The sequence below is a fragment of the Rhizobium sp. M1 genome, assembly GCF_002531805.1.
GTDB classification, from domain to species: Bacteria; Pseudomonadota; Alphaproteobacteria; order Rhizobiales; family Rhizobiaceae; genus Rhizobium; species Rhizobium etli_C.
In genome coordinates, this window is record NZ_NWSW01000080.1 from 1 (window position 1) to 5,429 (window position 5,429).

Sequence of the window (5,429 nt, forward strand, 5' to 3'; positions counted from 1 at the left end):
GAACTTCAAGAAGTAACGGCCTCACGTCACCGCTTACACACAAAGTCTTCATTCAGCCTGGATCAGCAGTTTCTCCCAGCTCGTTGAAGACTATCGGAGGACAGGAGGTGATGGATTCGCCTGCGGTGTGGGATTCCACCAATTAGGATGTTTCGGCGGCCGTCCGCGTGGCTTTGGTGGTGGGGCCAAAGCTGGTGGTGGCACGGTTATAGACGATGCCTTCTGTCTGACGCTCACCGATGACGGCAGTCTTCATCCGGTCGCAAAGCACTCCCGCGGAGCGCCGCCGACAGCCTCGAAGGCCGCGATGTGGAAACGCAGGCCGGTCATCTGATGCATGACGAAGCGTGCCCAGATGAGACGGCTATGACCCGGCACTATCGTGAACAGCCAGATGATCCTCGGCTCCCGTTAAAGTGCCGATCGCGTGACACCGCCATTTTCGCTGGCGTTAGCGTTGGTCAGGTTTACAGCAGATCACCGAGAACAGTGGACAGGTTAAACGGAACGATTCCGATCTCACCACGCGGCATCCTGTCGAGCAAGTCGACTGTGCGGGCAAAGGTTTCCACTTGCTGAAAGGCGTAATCAGGGTCGAGCCGGTCCAAGCCTCCACCCGGCAAGACCTGGCAAAGATAGTCAGGTATCGGACAGCTTGATATCGTCGGAATTCCCGATGCGTATAATGGCTGGCCTTCGCCCAACATCACCTGCGCCGCCGCTGGGGCGACTATCAGCGCGCGTACCTTTTTGCGCCCGCGTGCGGCAGCGATATACACGTCACTCATCGACTTATTACTGGTATAGATCAAATCGAGTTCCGGCTTCCCGGTGGGGGCGGGGTGCCCTTTTGCAAAGTCATCTCGCCACTCGGTACATCCAAGATGCTCAATCGTAGCTCCTGCAACGGCTTTAGCATGGCCGGGTTTGCCGTCCCACAATTCTGGATGCATTTCGAGCCAGGTCGCCGTCGCCTGATTTCCGTGGCGGCCGAACTGGGGAAGCTGGAAATGACCCGTGACGAGTACGAAGACGAGGCTTCGGTTGCGGGCAGATTTCGGTAGCGAGGAGAAATAATGCGCCAGAGCGAGTATCCCAGCACCGCCGTTCTCTTCGCACGCATTAGGTCCATCGGTGTGGGTGTTGATGATGATTGTCTCAAGCAGGTTGCTGCCCGGCAAAACCGCATAAATCGTATCGGTCGCGACGTCTTCCAACGTGCCATCCAAGGTCAGGCGACCGCTCAGACCGTGCTTGATCGCGGCTTTGACCCGCTCTCCTTCAGATTGCGCCACCCATATTGCAGGTAAGCCCCAATACGGTGTGGTGAACGGCAGCACCTGCCCTTTCAACTGCGCTTCCGAGACGCCTTCGAAAATGCAAACGACGGCTAAAACCCCTGCTTCACGCGCCTTGTCGATCGGTACGCCAAGCAAACCGGTGATAAGCGGCGTGGTCACGGATTTGGGAAAGTCGATGCCTTCCGGCAGGCTGCCGCGTCGATTGGTCACCAGTTCGAGGAATGCCGCCAGATCCCGACGCTTTACCGTCACCACCGCAATTTTGCCGCGGGCTTTCTCAAACGCCTGAACCCGACCGTTGAAAAGAACCATCTTACCCGAGATACCGCCGGGAGGTGTAAGCCCGGAATATGGGAACGGCGCCGCTACCTCAATTACATCACCATTTGACAGTTTGAACGCGGTGGTTCGTGGCATCCACCGGCGCATCGTGAGTTGATCGCGCTTCACCTCAAGGCCCATCCCTCTCAACTCACCAGCAAGATAATCGATTGCCCGTGCTTGGGCCGGGCTGCCGGTCAATCGGGGGCCGAAGCTGTTGAGCCTTTTGATCCAACTCCAAAGTTTCCGCTGATTAGGGAGTGCGGGGATGGACGGCTTCCGCTGCTCACTGAATCCGGTGCTGGGAAAAGCCGGGAATATCATCCCGGCGAGAAGAGCAGTGAGCCCAACAGTCGAAAAATCTCTTCGTTTCAAGACTAACCTCCGCGCCTTCTTATCACGAATGGAAGCGATACCTATGGCCGCACGCCCGTGTCCTAGCAAATCCAGTGCCATTAACAGCACACGTCTAATTTTCAGTTTTAAATTGAACGCGCAGTCTGAATCGGTTTTGGATCGCGTGCGAAGTCAATGCAGCTTTCAGACAGACTCCGCGCAAGCATCTGAAGTGGTTGAAGAGTCACTTTACTGATCTAGGAACGCGTCGTTGGTTCAATGCCTTTAAGAGCGACCTAATCTTGAGCCTAGTCTCGGGTCGGCCAAAAACCTTTGCCTGCTTGCAGACGACCATCAGTCGCCGAATGCAGCGGCAAGACTGTAAACTGTTGACCACGATAGGCGCTGCGCGTTGGACCTTTGTCACAACAACCTATCAAAACCCTCTATTTTATCCGGCGGACTTTCATTGCCGACAGGGTTCTGGAGCTAGCGGCAAATCGGCCCCGACTGCCAATCTATTCGATGCTTGCGTCGCTGATAGTGATGCTGGCGCCCGAACCGCCGCCTGTTTGAGGCTCCAGCCGGATAATGACGGTCTGTGGCTGACGGCAAGACGGGTCATCGGGCAAGGGAAACCCAAATCGTTGAGGCTTCGCCCCGTCCAATACCGAAAACGCCTTGTTCGGAAAAATGCCAAACCTACCAATCTCGCGAACGTTAATGCCGCAGTCAAGCGAAACGACCGTCGTCACTGGTCCTGAAGTCGACGGTTCATAACCAGTGACAGTAAGGACAACCCGCGCACTGGTATCAGCCGATGAGTGGACTGCTCTGCTCGATATGGTTATCGTCGCGGGCTTACTGGTCGTTGCCCGCATGTCGCTCTCGTTAGCTTGAACCGGGCTGACGATGCGCAGCATCGATAATGCCGCCGCACGAATAGCGATAAGCACCCAACGATGATAGCGCATCGATTTCTCCACAACCCACCCAGTCCGGATGTTAGGCGGACACTATGGCTATTTCTAGCTTTGCGGGCTCTACGGCGCCGGGTTTGCCCGCTCCCGATCCGACAGGAATGAGCTGCAGGTCGATGGCCTCGCCATCCGTCTGCCCCCTTCCGCCGTACACCCGCTGGATCGCGTCCGTCAGATCGAGGACGAAGGATGGTTTGCGATGATGGTCGCCGTCATGACCGAGAACGGCGAAAGAACCGACGTAATGGGGATCGGTGACGGGCGTATCGGCCTTGAGGTCGTTCTTGCCGAGAAACACCCGAACGCTGGTCGTGCTGGCACTGGTGATCTCGACATCGCGCAGGAATGCCAGCACACGAGGAGCGGAGGCCGCCTGCTCCTGTGCCGCGCCGAAATCCATTGTATCCATGCCGGATGGCAGAGGCGGTTGGCGGACGATCTCCTGCAATGCGCCCGCCGGGATCTTGATCGGCAGCGAAAGCGGCACGTTTTCCGTTGCCGCCTTGCTGTTGTCCGTGGAGGTGGTCGTCACGCCGGCGATTGCAGCATCGGTCGCCGTCGCTGCGATCACGGACGTGAGTTTATCGTTCAGGGCCAGCGTTTTGGCGCTCGCCGCCGCGACCTTGAAGTAGGTTCGGAAACCATAACTGTATCCGAGTTCCTCTGGAACATAAAGGTCGGAGACCTTCGGGGACCAGAAGTTGCCGTCGACATCGTAGAAATTGTCGGTGAACGGCATGTCGGCCCAGAGCCGATCCGTGCTGTTGGCGTTGCGCAAATTCCACGTCGCCCAGATGCGGTCGATGTTGCAATGATGCATGAAGAAGATCGGATCGCGGGGCGACGACATTTCCGGCATCCAGCCACCGATATTGTTGTGCACCTGATTGTGCGGTGTGTATTCCAGCGTCCCCTGCGTGCCGCTGCTGGTGGTGACCCAGGAAGGATCGAGTGAGTTCTGTCCCTCGGGGCGGGTGGTGCCGAAGACCTCGTATGGCTTCGCCGTTAGGATGGTGTTGAGAACCTGTGGCCCAACTATATTGTCCGGCATCGGCTGCGTGATTGGCCAGGTGCGCGACGAAACATAAAGTGGATTGTCCTTGCCGTCGGGCGTCTTTTGCATTGTGAACACTTCGGGCAGGTACGGATTGTCGGTCCAGTCCCAGAAGGGCATAGCGAAATCGTTGTTCTTGGTCACGTGCCGAACGATACGCTCGTACATAGCCGTATAGGCCCTGTGCCACGGCAGGAAATACCAGTTGCCATGCGGGCAGTATTTGACGACGTCACCGCTGCCGTGAATTTTCGAGAGGTTGACCCAGTTGAATTTGTCGCTGGCGGGAAGGGCGTTGAGAAGTCGCACTGCGTCGCGATAGGTCTCGATGATCGGGTCGTTCCAGGCCAAGCCCTGCAGTGAGCGCCGCCAAGGGATTGACGGTATCTGCGCGAAGGCTTTTGTCCCCGGTAGGCCGCTGGCGAGCAAGCCTGCTGCAATGACGCCACCCTGAACGATGACATGTCTGCGTGTGATGCTCATCTTACTCTCCCTTGGATTTGAATTGTCCTTCGCCAAGATTAATGCCGCTTTTAGGCCGGTTCCGCGCCGTCTGGGCGCGGGAGCAGTGGGCAATTCGCACCACCATAGAGCTTGCGTTGGCTCTTTCTGAGTTTCGGTGAATCGGCGGCACGAGAAATGAAGCAAGCGACGTGCCACTCGAAAATGCAGCGTAAAATGCGAGCTAAAAACGCTACTACCGATCGTATTCCTGCATTCCAGTTGAAATCCAGATTCCGGAAAACTTAGTATCGCATTCCATGATCGTTCGAGCGACGGCTTGCCGACCAGCCACGGCAAGCACGTTCGGTTGCGAAAACCTCAAATGATCAAGCTGAAACAGTTGTTCAGACCGGTGAGAGGGCCCAAGATGCTGAAAACGCCCTGTGCGACGATAGAGAAGCACGCATCTCGAACAGGCTTTCGCTATCGGACCCCCAGCAATGACGGAGCCGTAGCCCGCTCGCTCTCAAATTCAAAACTGCGAAGCAGGCACCACTTCGTGGCTTGACGGGTGCTTAGAGCAGAGCGGGACAAACCGATTGTCGTGATCTCGACAAATGCGACAAAGGGCGGCGGCTGTCCGACATTTGCGAGAATAGCGGCGGGATCTCCGCGCGGGCACAACGGGCTCACCAAGTGATCCCACTTTCAGTCCCATTGTGCCCACTCATTCGGGCTTACTGTCGGACCCTATTGAGACCTCGCCGCAGCTGCGGAGCCCCACTCATATCCGTTTGAATTTGGCATCAAGGCTTGACGCTTGCCGTCCACACGGGGCAATTCGGGCAGTGTATTAGCCTGCTGTCCCGCTCGTTTCCTGACCCGACATCACAGCGGGCAGGCTGATTTGGGGATCATCGCTCATTTGGGCCAATGGTCTCAAGTGTCAGATACCCGGCACGCTGGACGGCCCATTCGTCATTCTGTTCGAGC

Annotated in this window: 3 protein-coding genes and 1 pseudogene; all 4 read right to left on the reverse strand. The window is 56.9% G+C overall.

Annotation, left to right across the window (positions count from 1 at the left end; all coding sequences use genetic code 11):
- Positions 1-205 precede the first annotated feature (205 nt).
- Positions 206-402 (reverse strand): annotated as a pseudogene (locus CO655_RS34640) (IS21 family transposase); the annotation flags it as partial.
- Between the two features lie 65 nt (positions 403-467).
- Positions 468-1,997 carry a hypothetical protein gene (locus tag CO655_RS32735; protein ID WP_097667954.1) on the reverse strand — a complete coding sequence of 510 codons (1,530 nt, stop codon included), beginning with the start codon at positions 1,995-1,997 and terminating at the stop codon, positions 468-470.
- Between the two features lie 479 nt (positions 1,998-2,476).
- Positions 2,477-2,932, reverse strand: a complete 456-nt coding sequence (locus CO655_RS32740) for a hypothetical protein (RefSeq protein ID WP_097667952.1) — start codon at positions 2,930-2,932, stop codon at positions 2,477-2,479.
- 31 nt (positions 2,933-2,963) lie between these two features.
- Complete coding sequence (locus tag CO655_RS32745; protein ID WP_097667953.1) at positions 2,964-4,475, reverse strand: tyrosinase family protein; 1,512 nt, start codon at positions 4,473-4,475, stop codon at positions 2,964-2,966.
- Positions 4,476-5,429 lie beyond the last annotated feature (954 nt).